The organism is Microbacterium pumilum (assembly GCF_039530225.1).
Classification (GTDB): Bacteria; Actinomycetota; Actinomycetes; order Actinomycetales; family Microbacteriaceae; genus Microbacterium; species Microbacterium pumilum.
The window spans coordinates 1960304-1981980 of sequence record NZ_BAAAOH010000001.1 but is presented as its reverse complement, the minus strand read 5'-3'; the positions used below and the strand labels follow the sequence as shown (position 1 = coordinate 1981980).

General features: G+C 69.4%; 20 protein-coding genes and 1 riboswitch. Of the genes, 10 read left to right on the top strand and 10 right to left on the bottom strand.

All coding sequences use genetic code 11. The annotated features are described in order from the left end of the window. The first annotated feature begins 75 nt into the window (after positions 1 to 75). The 5 genes from ABD188_RS08685 (at position 76) to ABD188_RS08665 (ending at position 4133) form a co-directional block, all read left to right on the top strand. Positions 76 to 453: a YciI family protein gene (locus tag ABD188_RS08685; RefSeq protein WP_344060601.1), complete on the top strand. Its 378-nt coding sequence runs from the start codon at positions 76 to 78 to the stop codon at positions 451 to 453. Between the two features lie 6 nt (positions 454 to 459). Continuing rightward, the gene (locus tag ABD188_RS08680; RefSeq protein ID WP_344060598.1) at positions 460 to 1518 is read left to right on the top strand and encodes an RNA polymerase sigma factor; all 1059 of its coding nucleotides are present in this window, start codon (positions 460 to 462) and stop codon (positions 1516 to 1518) included. Positions 1519 to 1631: 113 nt separating this feature from the next. After that, positions 1632 to 2486, top strand: coding sequence for an ABC transporter substrate-binding protein (locus ABD188_RS08675; RefSeq protein WP_344060595.1), 855 nt, complete (start codon positions 1632 to 1634; stop codon positions 2484 to 2486). A 25-nt stretch (positions 2487 to 2511) separates the two neighbouring features. Next, entirely contained in the window at positions 2512 to 3393 is an 882-nt protein-coding gene (locus ABD188_RS08670; RefSeq protein WP_344060592.1) for an amino acid ABC transporter permease, read from the top strand. Further along, positions 3390 to 4133 carry an amino acid ABC transporter ATP-binding protein gene (locus ABD188_RS08665; RefSeq protein ID WP_344060589.1) on the top strand — a complete coding sequence of 248 codons (744 nt, stop codon included), beginning with the start codon at positions 3390 to 3392 and terminating at the stop codon, positions 4131 to 4133. The genes ABD188_RS08670 and ABD188_RS08665 overlap by 4 nt, the downstream gene beginning before the upstream one ends. A gap of 205 nt (positions 4134 to 4338) precedes the next feature. Here the strand turns inward: ABD188_RS08665 and ABD188_RS08660 are convergent, their stop codons facing one another. Together ABD188_RS08660 and glyA are read right to left on the bottom strand one after the other, a co-directional pair. Further along, the gene (locus ABD188_RS08660; protein WP_344060587.1) at positions 4339 to 5229 is read right to left on the bottom strand and encodes a bifunctional methylenetetrahydrofolate dehydrogenase/methenyltetrahydrofolate cyclohydrolase; all 891 of its coding nucleotides are present in this window, start codon (positions 5227 to 5229) and stop codon (positions 4339 to 4341) included. 122 nt (positions 5230 to 5351) lie between these two features. Continuing rightward, positions 5352 to 6626, bottom strand: coding sequence for a serine hydroxymethyltransferase (glyA, locus tag ABD188_RS08655; protein WP_344060583.1), 1275 nt, complete (start codon positions 6624 to 6626; stop codon positions 5352 to 5354). 72 nt (positions 6627 to 6698) lie between these two features. Continuing rightward, a riboswitch (ZMP/ZTP riboswitch) is annotated at positions 6699 to 6783 on the bottom strand. 187 nt (positions 6784 to 6970) lie between these two features. Between glyA and ABD188_RS08650 the strand changes: the two genes are divergently transcribed. The 5 genes from ABD188_RS08650 to ABD188_RS08630 all read left to right on the top strand — a co-directional run bounded on the left by ABD188_RS08650 (position 6971) and on the right by ABD188_RS08630 (position 13894). Continuing rightward, positions 6971 to 8497 carry a beta-N-acetylhexosaminidase gene (locus tag ABD188_RS08650; protein WP_425561371.1) on the top strand — a complete coding sequence of 509 codons (1527 nt, stop codon included), beginning with the start codon at positions 6971 to 6973 and terminating at the stop codon, positions 8495 to 8497. 11 nt (positions 8498 to 8508) lie between these two features. Beyond that, positions 8509 to 9678, top strand: coding sequence for an N-acetylglucosamine-6-phosphate deacetylase (gene nagA, locus ABD188_RS08645; RefSeq protein ID WP_344060577.1), 1170 nt, complete (start codon positions 8509 to 8511; stop codon positions 9676 to 9678). Between the two features lie 374 nt (positions 9679 to 10052). Then, on the top strand, positions 10053 to 12020 hold the full coding sequence (locus tag ABD188_RS08640; protein ID WP_344060574.1) for an RNA polymerase sigma factor: 1968 nt from the start codon (positions 10053 to 10055) through the stop codon (positions 12018 to 12020). Between the two features lie 120 nt (positions 12021 to 12140). Next, entirely contained in the window at positions 12141 to 12527 is a 387-nt protein-coding gene (locus tag ABD188_RS08635; RefSeq protein ID WP_344060571.1) for a YrdB family protein, read from the top strand. Next, on the top strand, positions 12524 to 13894 hold the full coding sequence (locus ABD188_RS08630; protein WP_344060568.1) for an FAD-binding oxidoreductase: 1371 nt from the start codon (positions 12524 to 12526) through the stop codon (positions 13892 to 13894). Before ABD188_RS08635 ends, ABD188_RS08630 begins: the two co-directional genes overlap by 4 nt. 16 nt (positions 13895 to 13910) lie before the next feature. Here the strand turns inward: ABD188_RS08630 and ABD188_RS08625 are convergent, their stop codons facing one another. The 8 genes from ABD188_RS08625 to ABD188_RS08590 form a co-directional block, all read right to left on the bottom strand. Beyond that, positions 13911 to 14306: a PPOX class F420-dependent oxidoreductase gene (locus tag ABD188_RS08625; protein WP_344060565.1), complete on the bottom strand. Its 396-nt coding sequence runs from the start codon at positions 14304 to 14306 to the stop codon at positions 13911 to 13913. A 50-nt stretch (positions 14307 to 14356) separates the two neighbouring features. Next, positions 14357 to 15022, bottom strand: coding sequence for a hypothetical protein (locus tag ABD188_RS08620; RefSeq protein WP_344060562.1), 666 nt, complete (start codon positions 15020 to 15022; stop codon positions 14357 to 14359). 99 nt (positions 15023 to 15121) lie between these two features. Further along, positions 15122 to 15901 (bottom strand): glucosamine-6-phosphate deaminase, encoded by a 780-nt coding sequence (locus ABD188_RS08615; protein WP_344060559.1) that lies wholly within the window; start codon positions 15899 to 15901, stop codon positions 15122 to 15124. Beyond that, entirely contained in the window at positions 15894 to 16820 is a 927-nt protein-coding gene (locus ABD188_RS08610) for an ROK family protein (RefSeq protein ID WP_344060556.1), read from the bottom strand. Before ABD188_RS08610 ends, ABD188_RS08615 begins: the two co-directional genes overlap by 8 nt. Positions 16821 to 16863: 43 nt before the next feature. Then, complete coding sequence (locus ABD188_RS08605; RefSeq protein ID WP_344060553.1) at positions 16864 to 17829, bottom strand: carbohydrate ABC transporter permease; 966 nt, start codon at positions 17827 to 17829, stop codon at positions 16864 to 16866. Further along, positions 17826 to 18797 carry a carbohydrate ABC transporter permease gene (locus ABD188_RS08600; RefSeq protein WP_344060550.1) on the bottom strand — a complete coding sequence of 324 codons (972 nt, stop codon included), beginning with the start codon at positions 18795 to 18797 and terminating at the stop codon, positions 17826 to 17828. The genes ABD188_RS08605 and ABD188_RS08600 overlap by 4 nt, the downstream gene beginning before the upstream one ends. A gap of 193 nt (positions 18798 to 18990) precedes the next feature. Further along, positions 18991 to 20283, bottom strand: a complete 1293-nt coding sequence (locus ABD188_RS08595) for an extracellular solute-binding protein (protein WP_344060547.1) — start codon at positions 20281 to 20283, stop codon at positions 18991 to 18993. Between the two features lie 101 nt (positions 20284 to 20384). Beyond that, positions 20385 to 21617: an ROK family transcriptional regulator gene (locus ABD188_RS08590; RefSeq protein WP_344060544.1), complete on the bottom strand. Its 1233-nt coding sequence runs from the start codon at positions 21615 to 21617 to the stop codon at positions 20385 to 20387. Between the last annotated feature and the right edge of the window lie 60 nt (positions 21618 to 21677).

Sequence of the window (21677 nt, the reverse complement as noted above, 5' to 3'; positions counted from 1 at the left end):
GCCGGCGGTCTGTCGATCGCGAGCATCCTCGATCGTCATGGGAGTGTCACCAACCGACACGACGAAGGATGAATCATGCGATACACGCTCCTCCTGCAGTACCCCGAGTTGTCTCCCGAGGACCTCGACCCCGAAGCGATGCGCGACGCCATGCGCGAGTTCGACGAGTATGCGAAGGCCGTCGATGCCGCCGGCATCCTCGCCTCGGCGGAAGTCCTGCAGCCGTCGTCGCTGACCACCACGGTGCGCAGGGGCGACGACGGCGCCCTGCTCGTGCAGGACGGGCCCTTCGCCGACACGAAGGAGCAGCTCGGCGGCACCTTCGTGATCGAGGTGGACGACCTCGACGCCGCGATCGGCTGGGCGGGCAGGGCGCCATCGATCGGTTGGGGCGCCGTGGAGATCCGCCCGACCGCGACGCGCTTCGTCGCCGGCGAGTGGCTCGCGTCCTAGGTCCCGATGACGACCGTTGACGATGCCCGTGCGGCGGCCGAACACGCCGCGCGGGCGTCGTACGGTCGGCTCCTCGCGCTGATCGCCGCCGGCACACGCGATGTGACCCTCGCGGAGGACGCGCTCGCGGACGCCTTCGAGAAGGCGCTGCGCACCTGGCCGGATTCCGGCATCCCCGACAACCCAGAAGGATGGCTGGTCACCGTGGCGCGCAACCGGCTCCGCGACATCGTGGGCTCCGCCGCATGGCGGACGAACGCCCCGCTGGGCGAGGCTGCGCTGCAGGCGCGCGAAGAGGATGTCGCGGCCCTCGTCGCGCGGCGCGAGGCGATACCCGACAAGCGGCTCGAGCTGCTGTTCGCGTGCGCGCATCCCGCTCTCGATCGGGCGATCCGCAGCCCGCTGATGCTCCAGACCGTCCTCGGCTTCGATGCGAACCAGGTCGCTCGCGCCTACGCCGTCGAGCCTGCGGCGATGGCGCAGCGACTCGTCCGGGCGAAGCGTCGGATCCGGGATGCCGGCATCCCGTTCTCGGTGCCGACCAGAGCCGACATGCCCCAGCGGCTGACGGACGTGCTGGAGGCGATCTATGGCGCCTACGCGATCGACTGGCTCGATCAGGGAGAGCACATCCGTGAATCGGTCGCCGATGAGGCGCGCTGGCTGGCCGTGCTTCTCGCGAGTCTGCTCGAGACCGAGCCCGAGGCGTGGGGGCTCGCCGCCCTCCTCACATTCGCGCAGTCGCGTGCGCCCGCCCGGACCGACGACCCATGGCCGCCGCTCGACCAGCAGAACCCCGCGCTGTGGGATGCCGCGTTGATCGCCGAAGGCAGGGCGCTGCTGCGGCGCGCGTCGGCGCTCGGGGCACCGCTCGGCCGGTTCCAGCTCGAGGCGGCGATCCAGGCTGTGCACTGCGATCGCGCGCGCACCGGCGAGCTGGATGCCGCCACGCTGGTCGCGCTCTACCGCGGACTCGTTGCGCTCGCGCCGACGAACGGTGCGCAGTCGGCCCTCGCCGCCGCCGAGCAGCGCCTTGCGGATGCCGTCAGCCCGCCGCATCCGTAACAATCCGACGCGGGGCGAGCGCGGTCCCGCCGCGGCTGTCCAAGATGGAGCATCGGGTCGCGCTCCGCCAGCACGGGCGCGCCTGAATCAGCACCCGAGCTCTGGAGGCATCCATGTCGCGTCACCCGTTCCTGCGCGCCGCCGTCATCGGCATCGCCGCAGCCACCCTCACCCTTGCCGGCTGTGCCTCGTCAGGGGGATCAGGCGGCGAGAGCTCTGCCCCAGCCGACGAGGGCTGGGTCACCCCGGGAAAGATCACCATCGCGACCGGCGAGCCCGCGTACTACCCGTGGGTCATCGACGACAAGCCAGAGAGCGGTGAAGGATTCGAGTCGGCCGTCGCGTACGCCGTAGCCGCGGAGCTCGGCTTCGACGCCGAGGACGTCGTGTGGGTGCGCACGACGTTCGATGAGGCGATCGCCCCGGGGCCGAAGGACTTCGACGTCAATCTGCAGCAGTTCTCCATCAGCGACGAGCGCAAGGAGTCGGTCGACTTCAGCTCGCCGTACTACGAGACGACGCAGGTCGTGGTGACCACGGGCTCCTCCCCCGCCGCCGACGCCACATCGATCGCCGATCTGAAGGATCTGCTCATCGGGGCCCAGACCGGCACGACCAGCTTCACGACGATCGAGGACGTCATCCAGCCCACCCAGGGCGCGCAGGCCTTCAACAGCAACGACGACGCGAAGCTGGCGCTCGAGAACGGCCTCGTCGATGCGATCGTGGTCGATCTGCCCACAGGGTTCTACATCTCGGGCGTCGAACTCACGGACGGCGCTCTCGTCGGGACCCTGCCGACACCCGAGGGCGAAAGCGGAGACGAGTTCGGCCTGGTCCTGGCCAAGGACTCGCCGCTCACCGAGAAGGTCTCCGCGGCAGTCGACGCCCTGCGCGAGGACGGCACCCTCGACGCGCTCGTCACCGAGTGGCTCGGAGGCGAGGGGCAGGCGCCCCTGCTTCAATGACCTGCCGCTCCGTTAGCCTGACCGGATGACACGCGCATCCTCCCGGGCTGCCGAGGCGCCACCCCGCGCGGTGAGCGCTGTAGAGCTCGAACGACGGGCCGTCCGCAAGCGCCAGGGAGCGCGTTCCGTCGCGATCAGCCTCATCTCGACGGTGGTGGTGGCTGTGCTCGCGTGGATGCTCATCATCAACACCCCCGGCTGGGCGCGGGTACAGCAGCAGTTCTTCGATCCGCAGGTCGCGCTGGCGTCGCTGCCGCGGGTGTGGGACGGCTTTCTGCTGAACCTCCGGGTGCTCGCGATGGCATCGGTGCTGGTGCTCATCTTCGGGCTGCTGCTCGCGACGCTCCGCACCCTGCGCGGCCCCGTCTGGCTGCCGCTGCGGGCACTCGCCGCCGCGTACACGGACCTGTTCCGCGGCATCCCGCTCATCATCGTGCTGTATCTCGTCGGCTTCGGGATCCCGGGCCTCGAGCTGACTCCCGAACGCCTCCCCACCGAGTTCTGGGCGACGATCGCGATCACCCTGACCTACTCGGCCTACGTGTCCGAGGTCTTCCGCGCGGGGATCGAGGCGGTGCATCCGTCGCAGCGCCACGCGGCACGATCGCTCGGCCTCAGCCACGGCCAGGCGATGCGGCTGGTCGTGGTGCCGCAGGCCGTGCGCAAGGTGACGCCCGCGCTGATGAACGACTTCGTCGCGCTGCAGAAGGATGTCGGCCTCATCTCGCTGCTCGGTGCGGTCGACGCGGTCCGCGCCGCTCAGATCGAGACCGCGGCCTACTTCAACTTCACCCCCTACGTGGTGGCGGGTCTGCTGTTCGTGCTGCTCGCGATCCCCACGATCCGTCTCACCGACTGGTACACAGCGCGAGTGCGCGCCCGCGAGCAGATCGGGGGGATCGTGTGAGCGCGACAGATTCCGTACTTCGCCTCGAGGACGTGTGGAAGGCGTTCGACGAGCACACCGTCCTCCAGGGCATCGACCTCGCCGTCGCTCCGGGCGAGGTCGTCGCGCTGATCGGTGCGAGTGGGTCGGGCAAGTCGACGCTGCTGCGAACCGTGAACCTGCTCGAACCGGTCGATGACGGACGCATCTGGCTCGGCGAGATGGACATCAGCGATCCGGCGGTCGATGTCGACGCCGTCCGCGCCCGCATCGGCGTGGTCTTCCAGCAGTACAACCTCTTCCCCCACCTCACCGTCCAGGACAACATCACGCTGGCCCTCCGCCATGTGCACAAGTACTCCAAGACGAGGGCGGATGCCGCGGCCACCGTCCTTCTGGAACGGGTCGGCCTCGCGGCCAAGGCGCGCGATCATCCCGACCGCCTCTCGGGCGGTCAGCAGCAGCGCGTCGCGATCGCGCGAGCCGTCGCGACCGAGCCGGACCTGCTCCTGCTCGACGAGATCACCTCGGCACTGGATCCCGAGCTCGTGGGCGACGTGCTCGACCTCGTGCGCGCTCTCGCCGACGACGGCATGACCATCGTGATGGCGACGCACGAGATGGCCTTCGCACGGGATGTCGCCGATCGGGTGCTGTTCCTCGATGCGGGCAGGATCCTCGAGTCCGGCACTCCCGCCGAGGTCTTCGGCGCCCCTCGCGAGGAGCGCACGCGGGAGTTCCTCACCCGCTTCACGGCCTGAGCCTGGTCGGTCGCTGAGCCTGTCGAAGCGTCCCTCACCCTTCGACAAGCTCAGGGAGTGCCTATGCCCGGGATCCGACGCACCCGGTCGTTGAGCGAGCGAAGCGAGACGAAACGCGCCGAACCATCCCGCAGCGTCAGGCGCGTTTCGTCTCGTCGCGGAGACCTGCGCTGAGCGAGCCGAAGGCGAGTCGAGGTGTCTTCGCTCAACGACCGGGGCCGGCGGAGCGCTCCGCGGCCTCGACCACGTTCGTCATGAGCAGCGCCACGGTCATCGGTCCGACACCCCCGGGGTTGGGCGAGAGGAATCCGGCGACCTCGGCGACATCCGGATGCACATCGCCGAAGACCTTGCTCTTGCCGGTCTCGGTGTCGACCTCGCGCGTCACGCCCACATCCAGCACCGCCGCGCCCGGCTTGACATCCTCGGCCCGCACGATGTGCTTGACGCCCGCCGCAGCCACGATGACATCGGCCCCGCGAAGGTGGTCCGCGAGGTCGGCGGTGCCGGTGTGGGTCAGCGTGACGGTGGAGTTGTACTCCCTGCGCGTCAGCAGCAGCCCGATCGAACGACCGATCGTCACGCCGCGGCCGATGACGACCACGTCCTTGCCCTTCAGGTCGTAGCCGTTGCGCAGCAGCAGCTCGATCACGCCGCGCGGCGTGCAGGGCAGCGGGGTCGTTATCGGGTGGTTCACGTTCAGCACGAGGCGCCCGAGGTTGGTCGGGTGCAGGCCGTCGGCATCCTTGCTCGGATCGATCCGCTCGAGGATCGCGTCGGTGTCGATGTGCTTCGGCAGCGGCAGCTGCACGATGTAGCCGTGGCACTCCGGGTCGGCGTTGAGCTCGTCGATCAGCGCCTCGACCTCGGCCTGCGTCGCCTCGGCGGGAAGCTCCCGCTGGATGGAGTTCATGCCGATAGCCTCGGACTGCTTGTGCTTCATCCCGACATACAGCTGCGAGGCCGGGTCGGCGCCCACGAGCACCGTCGCGATGCCAGGCGTGATGCCGCGCGCCTTCAACGCTGCGACACGCTCGGCGAGCTCGTCCTTGATCGCCGCCGCGGCAGCGCGTCCGTCGAGAACCTGTGCGGTCATGGTGTCTTCTTCCGTTCAAGCGTATTCAGATGCCGAGACCCGGGCGTCTCGTCGAGACCCGGGATTCTGACGCCTGGTCTCGACGCGAGCGCCGGGTCTCGGTGACGGGCGAGCGGTTCGGACTACTGCTGGAGTCCCGGATAGAGCGGGAACGCCGCCGTCAGCGCGCCGACGCGCGTGCGGAGCGCCTCGACATCGGCACCCGGCAGAAGGGCGAGGGCGATGACGTCGGCGACCTCGGTGAACTCGGCGTCGCCGAACCCGCGGGTCGCGAGAGCGGGAGTTCCGATGCGAAGGCCGGAGGTCACCATCGGCGGGCGAGGGTCGTTGGGAACGGCGTTGCGATTGACCGTGATGCGGATCTCGTGCAGCAGATCCTCGGCCTGCTTGCCGTCGATCTCGGCATCGCGCAGGTCGACCAGCACGAGGTGCACGTCGGTGCCGCCCGAGCGCACGGCGATGCCGGCATCCTTCACGTCCTGCTGGGAGAGCCGCTCGGCGAGGATGTGGGCGCCGCTCAGGACCCGCTCCTGGCGCTCCTTGAACTCCGGGGTTGCCGCGAGTTTGAACGCGGTCGCCTTCGCCGCGATCACGTGCATCAGCGGGCCGCCCTGCTGGCCCGGGAACACGGCGGAGTTGATCTTCTTCGCGATGTCGGCGTCATTCGTGAGGATGAAGCCCGAGCGCGGACCGCCGATCGTCTTGTGCACGGTCGACGACACGACGTGCGCGTGCGGCACCGGGTTCGGATGCAGGCCCGCGGCCACGAGGCCGGCGAAGTGCGCCATGTCGACCCAGAGCAGCGCGCCGACCTCGTCGGCGATCGCACGGAACGCCTCGAAGTCCAGCTGACGCGGGTATGCCGACCAACCCGCGATGATGACCTTCGGCTGGTGCTCGATCGCGAGGCGTCGCACCTCGTCCATGTCGATGAGCGACGTCTCGGGGTCTACGCCGTAAGCGACGATGTTGTACAGCCGGCCGGAGAAGTTGATCTTCATGCCATGGGTGAGATGGCCGCCCTGATCGAGCGACAGTCCCAGCAGCGTGTCGCCGGGACGGGCGATGGCGTGTAGGACGGCAGCATTGGCGGTCGCACCCGAGTGGGGCTGCACGTTCGCGAACTCGGCCCCGAACAGCGACTTGGCGCGCGCGACGGCGAGTTCCTCTGCGACATCCACCTCTTCGCAGCCGCCGTAGTAGCGGCGTCCCGGGTAGCCCTCGGCGTACTTGTTCGTGAGCACCGAGCCCTGCGACTGCAGCACCGAGACCGGAACGAAGTTCTCGGAGGCGATCATCTCGAGGAACCCGCGCTGGCGTTCGAGCTCGCGCTCGAGTACCTGCGCGATCTCGGGATCGACCTCGGAGAGGGGGGCGTTGAAGAACTGGTCGGTCATGACGTCTCCTTGACTGCGGCTCTGGTGTTTCGAAACACCCGCTACGCGGGCGCTCAACAACCGTGGTTGTTGAACATCGGCCCAGGCGTGCGGTCGTATGCCGTAGTCGGTCGCTCCCCGGTGGTTGCCCACCTCAACGCCAGTCGCGACATCCCGAGCATAACCGATGCACGGACATCGGCTGTTTCGAGCAGACGGATCCTCGCTGGTAGGCTGAGCGCATCGCTTTTGTTAGGGATCCTTACATGAATCGTCGACGTCGACGCACCGCCTTCGCCTCAGTTGCGATCGTGATCGCCGCCGCCCTGGCGGGATGCGTGCCCGCCGCCGAGAATGGAGCCACCGTGCCACTGCCATCCGTCGTCCCCGCCCCCACCTCGATCGAGTCCGCTGCCGGCGAGTCGTTCTCGCTCGGCGCCGGCACGCCGATCACAGGCGATCCGGATGCCGCGGCCGCTCTGACGGCCGTCATCGGCGCCCGCACCGGTCTGACCTTCACCACCGGTTCGCCGGATGCCCGCGCCACAGGCACCGTCGAGCTCACGGTCACGGCGGGCGGCGCACCCGAGTCGTACCGCATCGAGGTCGATGACGCATCCGTCGTGGTCACCGGCGCCGACGCCGCGGGGCTGTTCTACGGCGTCCAGACCCTGACCCAGCTCGTCGCTCCTGAAGGCGACGGTTGGATCGTGCCTGCCGTCGTGATCGAAGACGCGCCGAGGTTCGCCTACCGCGGCGTGATGCTCGACGTCGCGCGTCACTTCCACCCTGTCGAGACCGTCAAGGCGTACATCGACCGCGCAGCGGGCCTCAAGCTGAACGCTCTCCATCTGCACCTCAGCGACGACCAGGGCTGGCGAATCCACCTCGACTCGCGGCCGAAGCTCACCGAACTCGCATCCGGCACCGCCGTCGGCGGCGACTCGGGCGGCTTCTACACGAAGGCCGACTATCGCGAGATCGTCGAGTACGCGGCATCCCGGCACATGATCGTGGTACCCGAGATCGACATGCCAGGTCACACGCATGCCGTGGGCCTCGCCTACCCCGAGCTCGCCGAAGCGCCCGTGCTCAACGATCAGATGCTCGACCAGTCGCAGGGCGAGGGGATCGCGGCCCCCGCCGCAGGCAGCCCGTACGAGGGCACGGTCGTCGGGTTCTCGTCGCTGAAGATCCATGACGAGGCCACCTACGACTTCATCGCCGACGTATTCGGCGAGCTCGCCGCCATGACTCCGGGACCCTATGTGCACCTCGGCGGCGACGAGTCACTGGGCACGGAGCCCGACGACTTCGCCGAGTTCGTCGCGCGCGCGAGCGACATCATCGCCGACCTCGGCAAGACGCCGATCGCGTGGCATGAGGCCGGCGACTCGCCGGACCTCGCGGACTCGACGATCGGGCAGTACTGGGGCTTCGTGACCCCGACGGACGGCATGGACGAGACGGCCCGCGGATTCGTGGAGAACGGCGCGCAGCTGATCCTCTCGCCCGCCGATGCGATCTACCTCGACATGAAGTACGCCGCCGACGCGCCGTTGGGTCTCACGTGGGCCAATGGGCCGACGAGCGTCGAGCGCGCGTATTCGTGGGAGCCGGCGGATGTCATCCCGGGCATCGAAGAGGGCGACATCCTGGGAGTGGAAGCACCCATGTGGGCTGAGACCGTCCGCACGCTCCACGACATCGATCAGCTGGCGTTTCCTCGTATCGCCGCGGCCGCCGAGGCGGCATGGTCGCCGCCGACGGGGGCGAGTCGGCTGCGTACGTGGGAGTCGTTCCGGAAGAGGGTGGGTGCGCTCGGCCCGCTATGGACGAGCCTCGGGATCGGGTTCCATTCCTCTGACGAGATCCCTTGGGCTGCGGAATGAGCGGCGACTGAATGAGCACCGTCGTCCACTCCGCGCAGCTCGTCCTGGGGCCTCGCGATGGCAGCGTCGTCGACCACGGGTGGGTGCGGTTCGACGGTGACCGCGTCACGGCGACGGGGACCGGTGACGGATGGCGGGCGGCGGCTGCGGACACCGTCGTCGACGCGGGCGCTGTCGCGGGCCCGGGCGCGCTGCTCGTCCCCGGATTCATCGACATCCACGGCCACGGTGGCGGGGGCGCCTCGTACGATGACGGGGCGGACGCGATCCGCGCCGCACGAGCCCTTCACCGCGCGCACGGCACCACGCGAGCCGTCGTCTCGCTCGTGACGGCCCCGCTCGAGACGCTCGAGCGACGGGCCGCGATGGTCGCGGATCTGGTGACGACGGATGCCGACATCCTGGGATCGCACCTGGAGGGGCCGTTCCTCGACCCGTCGCACAAGGGCGCCCACGACGAGAGCCTGCTTCGCGAGCCCGTACCGCACGCGGTCGAACGGCTGCTGGAGGCAGGACGCGGCACTGTGCGGCAGGTGACCCTGGCACCAGAACTGCCCGGCGGCCTCGAGGCGATCCGTCGAGTGGTGGCGGCCGGCGCAGCCGCCGCGGTCGGGCACACCGGTGCCGACTACGCCCAATGCCGAGCAGCATTCGACGCCGGCGCGACCCTGCTGACCCACGCGTTGAACGCGATGCCGGGACTCCACCATCGCGAGCCGGGTCCGGTCGGTGCCGCGGCGGCCGACCCACGCGTCACCGTCGAGGTGATCGCCGACGGGGTGCATCTGCATCCCGAGGTGGTGCGGATCCTGTTCCGGGCCGCGCCCGGCCGCATCGCCCTCGTCACGGACGCGATGGCGGCTGCGGGGGCCGCGGACGGACGCTACGACCTGGGGAGCCTGGAGGTCGACGTCGTCGACGCCGTCGCGCGCCTGACGCGAGGAGGCGCGATCGCCGGCTCGACGCTGACCCAGGATGCCGCCCTCCGAACCGCGGTCGCGGCAGGGGTCCCGCTCGCCGACGCCGTCGTGGCGCTGACGGCGACCCCCGCCCTGGCGATCGGCCGGGGCAGCGACCTCGGCTCGCTGGCATCCGGCTTCCTGGCAGATGCCGTGCTGCTGGCGGCCGATCTCTCGGTGCGAGCGGTGTGGGTCGCAGGCGAGGCGACGAGGAGCGTGTGATCCGCGGTGTGATGCCGGAAATGGAGCGGCCGCTGCATCTCGTGATGCAGCGGCCGTAGTCCCCAGCAAATCTGGGCGCGGCTCGGAGATTCCTCGTTCGAAGTCTTTCCGAGGCCGCCTCCGGTGATACGCGGATTTGAAGTCCGCCCCAGGTCACCGGTGCTCGGTCCCTCCCCAGGAAGTCGAGCAACCCTCCTAGTGATGAGAGGCGCTTTCGCCCCGTCTATTACGCAACTCCTGTGAGATTCCTCAGGAGATTTTTCGGAGGCTGGTGCAACCGGCGTTTCGGGATCAGAATGAGACCACTGGGGATGCGCGATCCGCGCGTCAGGGAGTCACTTTTGGACGTGGCGCCCATTGCTGGGAGACGATAAGTGACGCTTCACGACGCCGGATTCTCGCCGCGCGGCTCTGCCGATGCGACGGCCTTCGGCGATGGCGAGGCCGACGTCGACCTCATCCTGCGAACCCGTTCCGGCGACCGGGCCGCGTTCGCCGAACTGTGGCGACGCCACTACAGATCCGGCTTGACCGTCGCACGATCGGTGACGTCCAACCTCGACCCCGACGACCTCGTGCAAGAGGCGTACACGCGCATCTACCAGTCCATCGTCGCCGGCGGCGGCCCGACGGGATCGTTCCGGGCCTACCTGTTCACGTGCATCCGAAACACGGCTGCGGCATGGGGACGTGCTCGCCGCGAGATGACGATCGACGCGCTCGAGACAGTGGAGGACCCTGCGACCACCGATCAGGCGACCGCCGACGCGCTCGATCGGAGCCTCACACACCAGGCGTTCCGGAGCCTGCCGACGCGGTGGCAGGAGGTGCTCTGGTACTCCGAGATCGAGCAGATGAAGCCCGCCGAGATCGCTCCGCTGCTGGGGATGAAGGCCACCGCGGTCGCCCAGCTCACCTTTCGTGCCCGCGAGGGGCTGCGGGAAGCGTGGATCCAGGCCCACCTTCGGTCCGTCGCCGACGATTCAGACTGTCAGTGGACGATCGAGCACCTCGGCGCATACTCCCGCGCGAACATCAGCCGTCGGGACGGCGTCAAGGTCAACACGCACCTCGGTGAATGCGCCCGTTGTGCGATCGTCGCGAGCGAGGCCAAGGAGGTCTCGCGCCGCCTCGCGCTCGTGCTGGTGCCGCTCACCGTCGGATCGGTCGGCGCGGCAGGTTACCTCGCGTCGCTCCATGGCGGCGCCCTGCCTGCGATGGCGCTCGCCGCCATGCCGTCGACGGTCATGCAGGGTGCGGTCACGGTCGCGCCGGCGCTCCCGACGGCGACCTTCGCCGTGGGTTCGGCCGGAGCGGGCGCCGGAACCTGGGGAGCAGGGACGGTCGGTGCGGGCACCCTCAGCGCCGCAGGCTCCGGATCCGTCGCAGCTGCGGGTGCGGCGGCCGCGACCTCTGCGACGACGGCGGGCGTGGCCGTGGGCGGTGCAGCAGGCGCCGCCGGTTCCGCGGCTGTCGGTTCCGCGTCGATCGGTGCCGCGGCGGCGTCTGCGGCTGCGGCCGGCTCGGTCGGCACGGCGATGGCCACTGCGGGAGCCGTCGGCGCGGCCACGGGAACAGCTGCGGTTGCGGCGACCGGACTTGCCACCGCAGGCGTCGCGGCAGGCGGCGTGCTGTCGGGCTTCGGTGCGGTCGCAAGTCTCGCAGCCACCGGATTCGTCGTGGCCGGTTCACTCATGGTGGGCGGAGCCGGCAGCATGCTGGCATCGGCGTCATTCGAGCAGGCTGCTGCGACCTCGATCGTCCAGCAGACGGCGATTCCGACCACGGGCGCACCGCTTGCACTTCCCTCAGCCGACGTGCAGCCCCCCGGTCTGCTTCTGCCAGGCACGCCCGTCACACTGGCGGTGCTCGTGACGGAGCCCGTCGTCCTGCCTCCCGCACCGCCCGTCCTCGTGGACCAGCCGGCATCCGTCGCGCCGGTCGCAACGGAGGCTGTCGTCGCACCGGCGGCGCCGACGCCCCCGATGACCCCTGGTGTGCCGGCCGAGCCCGGGGCAGCTGTCCCGGCCCCCGACACGGGGACGCCGGCACTCACGGACTGGGACCCCGAAATGAACGGCCCCGACGCCTCCGACCCGGTCGCCCCCGATGACACGGCATCCGCGGACGAGGAGGACCCCTCGACGGATCAGGTCACTCCCGCTCCGACCGAGCCGGTCGTGCCCGCATCCGGTGAGACGAGCGAGCCGGCGGTGCCCGCATCCGATGAGACGATCGAGGCGGCTGCACCCATCGACACGGCACCCCTCCAGACGGGGCCCTGCGCCGCGGAGCCGGCTGCGACCGCCGAACCGGCATCCGACGTCGCAACGACCGATTAGACCGCTGTCCCTGCACCGCCCGACCGACCCATCGACGGGGTCTCCGCCGAGCTCGACGAGTCCGGATGGTGGGCCACGGGCGCCGCGAGGCGGCTTCACCCGCGCCATAGACTTGAGTCCATGTCCGACTCCCCCCGCACTTCCCGCACGGGTGAGGTTGCTCCCGGCATGCGTGCCCCGCTGTCGGCCGTCGATCTCCTCGCCTTCGTGTGCGAGCTGATCGCCTTCGCGAGCCTGGCGATCTGGGGCTTCGCCGCATGGCCGTTCCCATGGAATATCGTCGCCGGCATCGGCGCCCCCCTTGTCGCGATCGTGGTCTGGGCACTCTTCGTCTCGCCCCGCGCCGTCCTCGCCGTGCATCCTTTCATCCGCGCACTCGCCGAGCTGCTCGTCTACGCCGCGGCGACGATCGCGTGGTGGAGCCTGGGACTCGCGTGGGTAGGGCTCGCATTCGGCGTCATCGCGGTCACGGTCGGAGTCATCGCCGGCAGGCGCCGGATCGCGTGAACCTCGACCTCGACGTCCTCGCACTGCTCCGCGCAGCCCTGGGCGATCGCGTCGACACCACACCGAGCTCGCTCCAGTCCGCACGCGCCGACAAGTCGGGGCACGCGGCATCCGGAACCCCGCTCGCCGTCGTCCGCGCCGCATCCGTCGCCGATGTGCAGGAGACCCTGCGCATCGCGACCCAGACCAGGACCCCCGTCGTCACGCGGGGTGCGGGCACGGGCCTCGCGGGCGGCGCGAACGCCGGGTCGGGTGAGATCGCCCTCTCATTGCGGTCCATGGACCGGATCATCGAGGTGCGCCCCGACGACCTCCTCGCCGTCGTAGAGCCCGGCATCCTGAACGGCGACCTCAATGCCGCACTCGCCGAGCACGGGATGTGGTGGGCGCCCGACCCCGCAAGCCGGGCCATCTCGACCGTCGGCGGCAACATCGCCACGGGCGCCGGAGGACTGCTGTGCGCGAAGTACGGCGTCGTGCGGGATGCCGTGCTCGGCGTCGATGTCGTGCTCGCCGACGGGCGCCTGCTGCGCCTCGGCCATCGCACCGTGAAGGGCGTGACGGGCCTCGACCTCACGTCGCTCATGATCGGCTCGGAGGGCACCCTCGGAGTGATCGTGGGGGCGACACTGAAGCTGCGGCGCCTCGTCCCGGGCGACGTGTGCACAATCGCGGCGACCTTCACGGACGTGCGAGCGGCCGCGGCGGCATCGGCCGCGATCACTGCCTCCGGCGTGCAGCCTGCGATCATGGAGCTGATGGATGCCGCGGCCCTCGCGGCCGTTCACGACCTGCTGTCGATGGAGCCGCCGACTCCCGGTGCGGCGCAGCTGACGATCCAGACCGACGGCCCCGCGGCGGCGGCCGAGGCGCTCGCCATCGCCGGTGTTCTGCGAGCCGGCGGCGGCACCGTCGCGATCTCGCACGATCGAGCCGAGGGCGAGCACCTTCTCGCGATCCGCCGATCGATGCATGCCGCGATGGAGAGGCTCGGAACAACCCTCATCGAGGACGTCTCAGTGCCACGCAGCGCGCTGCCGGCGATGTTCGACGAGATCGCCCGCGTCGAGCGCGAGCATGGCGTCATGATCCCGACGGTCGCCCATGCCGGTGACGGCAACCTGCATCCGAACTTCATCTTCGATGGTCCCGAAGTCCCGGCGCACATCTGGGAGGCCGCGGACGACCTGTTCCGGGCGGCGCTGCGCCTCGGTGGCACGCTCACCGGCGAGCACGGCATCGGTGTGCTCAAACGGCGGTGGCTGGCGGATGAGCTCGGCGACGATCAGTGGGAGCTGCAACGGCAGATCACCCGGGCGTTCGATCCGACGGGGATCCTGAACCCGGGCAAGGTCTTCGGAGACTGAGTCAGCGGCGCACGGATCATCGGCCGATGCGACTGATCCTGTCCGCCTCGATGGTGATGATCACCCTGACCTGATCGCGGCCGCCGTACCGGGAGTACGGGCCACCGGTGTACTTCTGCGAGAGCTGCTCGATGTGGTCCGGGCCCCCCGACTCGGTGATGTCGATCGCACGACCACGCACCTGCACGTAGCCCCGCGGGTGCGCGGGATCGCTGATCGTGACGGCGACCCGGGGATCGCGTCGCAGGTTGCGCACCTTGAGGTGGGTGTCGACGCTGTTCACCACGATGTGCTGACCGTCGGTGTCGACCCATACCTGGGTCAGCTGCGGCGAGCCGTCTCGCATCAATGTCGCGATGTAGCAGGTGCTCGGAGCGCGCAGCAGGGCGAGGAGCTCTTCGGGAAGCGTCATGGTCCGACACTATGTCGGGTTCGGCGACCGGGGGCCGTGCCGACGACTGTTCAGCGCTCAGCGAGTTGTGCGGCTTCCGCCGGCACGTCGCCCGCCGCACCCGTGCGCCGGCGCACGCCCAGCATGATGGAGATGACACCCAGGGCCAAGGGCAGCACCGCAGGCCACAGGCGGAGCACTCCGACCGGGCCTGGGGGATCGGCGACGATGCCGAGCATCGGGAGCAGCAGCCCGACCATGACGAAGAGGACCACGCCCAGCGCGACCGCAGCGAGCGGCGCCGCGTTCCACGGCCTGGGGAGCACCCGGGCGCGCGAGATCGACACAGCGGCGATCGCGGTGACGACCCAGATGACGACGGTCAGGAAGACCCCCTGGAAGGCGGCCCCTGGTCCTGCGCCGTAACCGGAAGGCGTCATCCACCAGAGGCGGAATCCCACCTCGAGCAGGCCCAGCGCCAGGAGCGCCGTCACACCGACCGGCCGGCGCGCCACGATGCTCTCCGCGGGGCGAAAGCCGAACGCGTACGCCGCGCAGGCGAGCAGCAGCAGCACGGCGGCCACCAGATCGATCACCAGTGCGGTGCGCTCATCCCGCAGTTCGTCCGAGCCGCTGACGAGCACCGAGGCACCCGAGAGCAGGCCGACCGCGATCAGCAGCACTCCCCCGAAGATCCATGTGGTCGCCGCTCGGCCCTGCATCTGCGCATCGGTCATGCGCACATCGTACGGCCGGTCCGCGGCTCGCGGCGGGAGGATCGCACGGGTCGCGCCGACTCGCGACTGCCCGGTCCGCGATTCCGCGCTGGGTCGGGCCTAAAGCCCCTGCCAGGCGGGCTTGTTCGCGAAGGTGTAGCGATAGTAGTCGGTGTGCGCGAGCCGTGAAGCGGCGGCCTCATCGACGACCACGGTGGCGTGCGGATGCAGCTGGATGGCCGATCCTGGCAGCGACGCCGTGAGCGGCCCTTCGACCGCTCCGGCCACGGCCTGGGCCTTTCCCTCGCCGAATGCCAGCAGCACGAGGTGCCGGGCGCGCAGGATCGTGCCGAGGCCCTGTGTGATGCAGTGCCGCGGCACCGCTTCGACCGAGTCGAAGAAGCGTGCGTTGTCGTCCCGGGTCTGCTCGGTGAGGGTCTTCACCCGCGTGAGCGAGGCGAACGACGACCCGGGCTCGTTGAAGCCGATGTGACCGTCGGTGCCGATTCCGAGCAGCTGCAGGTCGATGCCGCCGGCCTCGAGGATCGCGCGTTCGTAGTCGTCACCGGCGTGCTCGATGCCCTCGAGCGATCCGTCGGGCACGCGGATGCGGCGCGGGTCGAGTCCGAGTGGCTCGACGACCTCGCGGGCGATGACCGAGCGATAGCTCTCGGGGTGCGATGGATCGATGCCGACGTACTCGTCGAGGGCGAAGCCTTGGACGAGCGACACATCCGTGTCGGCCAGGCGGGGACGAAGGGCCTCGTAGACCGGGAGCGGAGTCGACCCGGTCGCCAGGCCGAGCACGGTCTCGGGGTTCGCCGCCACCAGTCGGAGGATCTCGTCGGCCACCAGGGCTCCGGCCGCTGCGGCGTCCGGGACGATGACGATCTCAGCCATGCGCGAGCACCCCTTCGGGATCGCGCGCTGCACCGATGAGCGCTGCGCCCAGCGCCGCTGCGGGTGACCCGGCCGGCAGCAGCTCGACCCGCTCCTCGAGGTGGAGCGAGCGCATGAAAGGAGATGCCTCGGCGCTCGCGGCGAGCTCCGCTCCGACATCCGCCATCAGCCGCGCTCCGAGCGCGGTCACGCCCCCGCCGAGCACGACCGTGTCGACGTCGGCGGTCAGCACGAGCACCCGCACTGCGGCGGCCACCCCCCGCGCCAGGCCCGAACGCAGCTCTCGGGCGAAGCCGTCGCCTTCGTCGGCTGCATCGAAGACGTCGCGAATGGGCAGGGAACCCGGCCGGTTCCAGCGCTCCGCGATGGCACCGCCACCAGCGAACGCCTCGATGCAGCCGCGCTGACCGCAGCGGCAGAGCGGACCGCCCGGATCGACCGAGATGTGCCCGACCTCGCCGGCGGTTCCTCGTGCGCCACGCCAGAGCTTTCCGTCCGAGACGACGCCGGCCGCGATGCCCGTGCCGAGGTTGAGGTACGCCATCGAGCCGGATCCGCCGTGCAGGGCATAGGCGCCGAACGCCGCGGCCTTGACGTCGTTCTCGGCGCGCACCGGAACGCCGAGCACCGGCCCCACGGCGGCTGCGAGATCCAGCTCGTCGACCCCGAGGTTGACCGCGTGGACGACCCGGGCCGTGCCGGGCTCCACCTGGCCCGGGATGCCGATCCCGACCGAGTCGATCGCGGTCACGTCGACGCCGGCGTCCGCGCCGAGCGCGCGGACAGCCGCGAGGACCGTACCGGTCACGGCTTCGGGTCCCCACCCGGTCGCGAGCCGCACGCGGCCGATGATCGTCCCGCCGGCGTCGACGGCGACGGCATCCGTCTTCGTCCCGCCGACATCCAGCCCGATCTTCATCGGCCGACCTCCCTGCGGGAGGTGGCGGGGATCACCGCGCGCATCAGCCCTTGACCGCCCCTGCGACGAGACCGCCCGACATCCGCCCCTGGACGATCAGGAAGAAGATCATCACGGGCACCGCGATGAGGGTGGAGCCGGCCATGACGGCGCCCCAGTTGACGGCGCCCGAGACCGATGTCGACTGGAACGCGTTCAGCCACGGCATGAGCGTGAGGTTGTAGCCCTTCATGAGGAGGAGGGCCATGAGGAACTCGTTCCAGCACTGGATGAACGCGAAGATGCTGGTTGCGACGAGACCCGGTGCGAGCAGCGGGAACGTGACTCGCCAGAACGCCTGCGACTTGGTGCAGCCGTCGATCATGGCGGCCTCTTCGAGCTCGGCCGGCACCCCCGCGACGAATCCGCGCAGCGTCCAGATCGTGAAGGCGATCACCGTCGACGTGTAGACGATCCCGAGGCCCAGGAGAGTGTTCATCAGGCGCCAGTCATCGATCATCCCGTAGATCGTGAACATCATGGCTTCGCCCGGGATCATCTGCACGATGAGCACCGCGATGATGAACCCTCGCCTGCCGCGGAAGTGGAAGCGCGCGACGGCCACGGACGCCAGGAAGGCGAACAGCAGCGTCACGACGAGCACCCCGACCGTGACGATCACGGTGGCGAGCAGCGCATGCGGGAAGTCGGTCTGCCCCGGCGCGGCTTCGCGGTTCCACGCGGTGATGTAGTTGTTGAGCGTCGAGTTCAACGGCAGGAAGCTCGGGGTTCTGCTGATGATGGCCTTGTTGGGGGTGAACGACATGTTCACCATCCAGTAGACCGGGAAGATCGAGCAGAAGAAGACGATGGCGGCTGCGATGTTGAGCAGCGTGCGCGTCGCGACCTTCTTGGCGGACGGGCGGCGGGCTTCGATCGACCGGCGCTTCGGCGTCTTCGTGTCGCCGACCTCGCCGAGGACGTCGTCGACGCCGATCGTGCCGAGCTGAGTGCTGACGTTGGTGCTCACAGCTCCTCCTCCTTGAGCGTGGTGCGGACGTACCCCCATGAGAGGGCGAGCAGCAGGATGACCATCACGACGCCGATGGCGGATGTCGCACCGAACTCGCCGACGCCCTGCCGGAACAGGTAGGTGCCGAGCACGTTGGTCTCGGCGGCGATGCCGCCGCGGCTCTGCAGTGCGTAGACCTGGGTGAAGATGCGCAGGTTCCAGATGATCTGCAGCACGAGGACGACCGTGAGGACGCTCCGCAGATAGGGGAAGACCACGAGGTAGAAACGCTTGACGCCCGTGGCACCGTCGAGGGATGCCGCCTCGAGCACTTCACCGGGCACCTGGCCGAGCGCGGCGTAGGTGGTGAAGGCGACGAACGGCACGGACTGCCACACGACGATGATCGTGAGCACGAGATAGAACGACCAGGGGTTGAGCAGCCACGAGTGATTCGTCCAGTCGCTGGTGCCGGTGATGGTGTTCAGCACCCAGTTCACGACGCCGTACTGGGTGTCGAAGATCCAGCCCCACACCACGGTGGCCGTCAGGGCGGGCATCGCCCAAGCCAGCAGCAGGCCGACCGAGACGGTGATGCGCCACGCGCGGCTGAGGCGCGTCATGAGGATCGCGACGAGGGTGCCGACCAGCATGTTCAGAACGGTCAGCACGACCATCAGGCCGAGGCTGCGCATGAGCACCGCTGGGAAGTCGGACTCCGAGAACAGAGCGATGTAGTTCTCGAACCAGACGAAGTTCGCCGGGGTGCCGAGCACCTTGTTCTTGACCGTGTAGTCCGTGAACGACTGGACGACCATGATCACGGCCGGATAGCCGATCATGACGCCGAGGATGATCAGCGACGGGCCGAGAAGAGTCCAGGCGCTGCGCGCATCGCGACGGGCACGGCTCTTCTCGCGCGGAGTCCGAGGAAGATCGGCGCTCCGTCCGGTTGTGGACGCGGTGTCGACAGCGGTGGCGGTCATGGCGTCTCCTGTCTGCGGGGGTGTGAGCGGGCGCGTTGAAGCGAGCTCGGCTCGATGCGGGGAAAAGCGGAGGGGATCGGTCTCCGGGTTAGGCGCAGGCGGCACATGGATGCTGCCTCCTGAGCCTGGCCGAGGGAACGTTCCCGGACAAGGGGTCCCGGCCCGGACGAGCCGGGACCCCTGTCGCTGGGTGCTACTTGTTGAGGATCGCCTCGATGGCCGAGTCGAGCTCGGTCGCGATCTCCTTGACGTCGCCGCCCTGCGCGATCTTGACGAGCGCGTCGGGGATGATCTGAGCCGCCTCGACCTCAGCCCAGTTCGGGCTGGTCGGGGTGAACTTCGAGTTGGCGAGCGCCGCGGCCTGCGCCTTGGCGATGTCGGTGTCGGGCAGGTACTGCGCCGCCGACACGATTCCCGGGGTCAGACCCTGCTCGGCGAGGAGCTTCTGGTAGCCCTCCGACAGCATGATCTCGAGCGCGGCCTTGGCCTTGCCCGGAGCCTCGCTCTTCGTCGCGACGGCGACGTTCGAGCCACCGGCGAAGATCGGGGCGGTCTCGCCCTCGGTCAGACCGGGCAGAGCGAACGCTGCGAGGTCCTTGCCGTAGGTGTCGGGGCATCCCTGCGAAACCTCTTCGCCGGCCGCCTCGTCACCCCACGGCCATGCGCCGGTGATGTTGCCCGCTGCCCATGCGGGGCTCGACAGGAAGCCGACCTCGCCGTTGCAGAAGTCGATGTTGCCGAGACGCTCGTTGCCGTCGACCGGCGCAACCGAAGCGTTCAGGTAGACATCCTGGAGCTGCTCGAGTCCCTCCACGCTCTCATCGCTGGAGAACTGGGCGTCCCACGTGTCGCCATCCTGAACGGCGATCTCGCCACCGTGCGCCCAGACGTAGGGAAGGGCGTTGTACCAGTCCTTGCCCGGGGCGTAGATGCCCGAGACCGTGTCGGTCTTGAGGTCGATGCCCTGCTGCACGTACTCGTCGAGCGTCTTCGGCAGCGTGTCGCCGACGATCTGAGGCGTGTAGAAGACGATGCGGCCACCGGCGTAGTACGGGGCGGCGTAGAGCTTGCCGTCGTAGGTGCCCGCGTCGACGAGGCCCGACAGCAGGTCGTCGCCGCCGAGGTCGCTCTGGATGTCCGAGATGTCGAGGAACAGGCCGGCGTCCGCGAAGCCGAGCGCCTGGGTGTTTCCGACCTCGACGACGTCCGGCGAGTCGTTCGACGAGAGCGCCGCCGTGTAGGTGTCCGAGACGTCGGCCCAGGTCTTCTCCTCGACGGTGAGCGTCCAACCCTCGTTCTCGTCCTCGAAGGTCTCCTTGAGGTAGTCGCGAGCTGTCTGAGGCGTGTCCGCACCGACGAGCCAGACCGTCAGGTCGCCCGTGGCGGGCTCAGACGGCGCGGCAGCTTCGCCGCCACCGCCGGCGCAGCCGGCGAGCACGACAGCCGAAGCGCCCAGGAGGGCGAAGGCTCCGAGCTTCTTGTTCATGGTGTCTTCCTTCTGTTTTCTGTGTGATTGCGACGGGCCGGGTGACCCGTCCAGGGGGATTTTTGGGGCATCCCTCGGGTGACCCCGAGGGATCGGGGCGGCTACGACACCCCGAGTTGTCCCGACAGGACCATGACGGCCGCGCCGCGCAGGACGATGTCCTGACCTTGCTCCGTCATCCGCACTCGTACACCGTCGTGGAACTGGGCGAGTGTCCGACTGCGGAGGGTCTCGACGGTCGCCTGCGCGAGTGGTCCGTCGAGAAGTTCAGGGGGGCCGGCGAGGACGATCTCCGAGAGGTCGAGCACGCCGACGACGGGAGCGAGCGCGATTCCGAGGCGCTCCCCCGCGTCGCGGAGGATGCCATCGCGGATGTCGTCGGCGGATGCGTCGCCCTCCCCGCCATCCGGCTGCGCCGTCGCCGCGGCGAGTCGGGCCGTCAGCGCCGGTACGGAGAGCCAGGCCTCGAGGCACCCGACCTTGCCGCACACGCAGAGGGGTCCGCCGTCCGTGCCGACTGTCACGTGTCCGATCTCACCCGCGGCGTTGCGGCTGCCGCGCATGGGCTGACCGCCCGCGAGGAGGCCTGACCCGACACCGCGTCCCACTTTCACGAGCAGGACGTCGTCGCCGGCTCCGCCGAAGGTGTACTCCGCCAGCACCGCTGCGTTGGCGTCGTTCGCGACGAGGACCGGGAGGTTGAGTGCGCTCTGCAGCGCACCCTCGAGATCGAACCCTGCCCAGCCGAAGTGCGGCGCGGTCAGGATGACGCCGTGCTCGTCCACCACGCCGGGAGTGCCGACGCCGATGCCGAGGACGGGGGCGTGGGATTCCGCGACGAGTTCGCGGGCGAGTTCGACGACCGCCGCGACGACATCGTCGGCGGCGGGAAGCGCGACCTGCCGGCGGACGACGATGCTGCCGTCGAGCGTGAGGACCGCGCCGCTGAAGAAGTCGCTGTCCGACAGGTCGATGCCGACGATCCGGTGCCCGTCCCGGTCGAGATCGACCAGGATCGCCGGCTTGCCGGGCCCGGATGCCTCGCGGACGCCCTTCTCCACGACGAACCCGTCCGCGATGAGCTCGGCCACGAGGTCGGAGATGGTGACGCGCGTGAGGCCCGTCTCGCGCGAGAGATCCGCGCGGCTCATGGCACCCTGGTGGAAGAGCGTCTGCAGTACAAGCGAGCGGTTGTGCCCGCGAGCGTGCTCCGGAAGCACCTTCGCCCCTTGACGGAGCGAGCGCCCCGGGCCGAACGAGTGGCCATTCCCGGATGCAGAGGGGTGGGGCGACTCGAGGGTGGAAGAGCCGCGCTGCGCTTCGGATGAAGTCATGTTTGTTAGTAGACCTTACGAACAAACATCGCGCAAGTCCGGATGATGGTTTGGACGGCG

Excerpts from the sequence above, each read along its gene's own strand:
- ABD188_RS08685 (WP_344060601.1), top strand. The coding sequence starts at position 76 with ATGCGATACACGCTCCTCCTGCAGTACCCCGAGTTGTCTCCCGAGGAC.
- ABD188_RS08680 (WP_344060598.1), top strand. The coding sequence starts at position 460 with ATGACGACCGTTGACGATGCCCGTGCGGCGGCCGAACACGCCGCGCGG.
- ABD188_RS08675 (WP_344060595.1), top strand. The coding sequence starts at position 1,632 with ATGTCGCGTCACCCGTTCCTGCGCGCCGCCGTCATCGGCATCGCCGCA.
- ABD188_RS08670 (WP_344060592.1), top strand. The coding sequence starts at position 2,512 with ATGACACGCGCATCCTCCCGGGCTGCCGAGGCGCCACCCCGCGCGGTG.
- ABD188_RS08660 (WP_344060587.1), bottom strand. The coding sequence starts at position 5,229 with ATGACCGCACAGGTTCTCGACGGACGCGCTGCCGCGGCGGCGATCAAG.
- glyA (WP_344060583.1), bottom strand. The coding sequence starts at position 6,626 with ATGACCGACCAGTTCTTCAACGCCCCCCTCTCCGAGGTCGATCCCGAG.
- nagA (WP_344060577.1), top strand. The coding sequence starts at position 8,509 with ATGAGCACCGTCGTCCACTCCGCGCAGCTCGTCCTGGGGCCTCGCGAT.
- ABD188_RS08635 (WP_344060571.1), top strand. The coding sequence starts at position 12,141 with ATGTCCGACTCCCCCCGCACTTCCCGCACGGGTGAGGTTGCTCCCGGC.
- ABD188_RS08625 (WP_344060565.1), bottom strand. The coding sequence starts at position 14,306 with ATGACGCTTCCCGAAGAGCTCCTCGCCCTGCTGCGCGCTCCGAGCACC.
- ABD188_RS08620 (WP_344060562.1), bottom strand. The coding sequence starts at position 15,022 with ATGACCGATGCGCAGATGCAGGGCCGAGCGGCGACCACATGGATCTTC.
- ABD188_RS08615 (WP_344060559.1), bottom strand. The coding sequence starts at position 15,901 with ATGGCTGAGATCGTCATCGTCCCGGACGCCGCAGCGGCCGGAGCCCTG.
- ABD188_RS08610 (WP_344060556.1), bottom strand. The coding sequence starts at position 16,820 with ATGAAGATCGGGCTGGATGTCGGCGGGACGAAGACGGATGCCGTCGCC.
- ABD188_RS08600 (WP_344060550.1), bottom strand. The coding sequence starts at position 18,797 with ATGACCGCCACCGCTGTCGACACCGCGTCCACAACCGGACGGAGCGCC.
- ABD188_RS08595 (WP_344060547.1), bottom strand. The coding sequence starts at position 20,283 with ATGAACAAGAAGCTCGGAGCCTTCGCCCTCCTGGGCGCTTCGGCTGTC.
- ABD188_RS08590 (WP_344060544.1), bottom strand. The coding sequence starts at position 21,617 with ATGACTTCATCCGAAGCGCAGCGCGGCTCTTCCACCCTCGAGTCGCCC.